The 410-nt window shown below is 42.0% G+C and carries 1 protein-coding gene; it reads left to right on the forward strand.

Annotated elements, in window-relative coordinates; translation table 11 throughout:
• A partial coding sequence (locus EVJ34_RS15510) for a virulence factor SrfB (protein ID WP_201739963.1) occupies positions 1 to 410 on the forward strand: 410 nt, incomplete at both ends.

Consider the following 410-nt stretch of genomic DNA (forward strand, 5'->3'; position numbering starts at 1 on the left):
GCGCCAAACGAAGAAGATGTTCGCTCTGGTGTCGCTTTTGCGTTGGCTTATTTGGGCTATGAAGTTGAGAACTTCCTTGAAACACCGTGGATTGATGGTTGGTTAAAGGAAGTCTTTAGCGAAAGAGCACTGGCAGTGACCAAGATGTACCATGATGAACTTGAAGATGCACTTAAAGAGTTTCAACATCAGGCACATTACCTTAATTTACTCAATATCTTAGGTGAGAAGTTACGCTTACCTGAAATCAAAATTAACGAAACCAAACCGCAAGAGCCCGCGATTGAAGTTGATCTTATTCTTGATGTGGGTAACTCACGCACCTGTGGGATCTTAATTGAAGATCATATCAATGATAATAAAGGGCTAACGCAACTCTATGAAATGACGCTGCGTGATTTAAGCCACCC

It is taken from the genome of Exiguobacterium sp. SL-9, assembly GCF_004336985.1.
Lineage (GTDB): Bacteria > Bacillota > Bacilli > Exiguobacteriales > Exiguobacteriaceae > Exiguobacterium.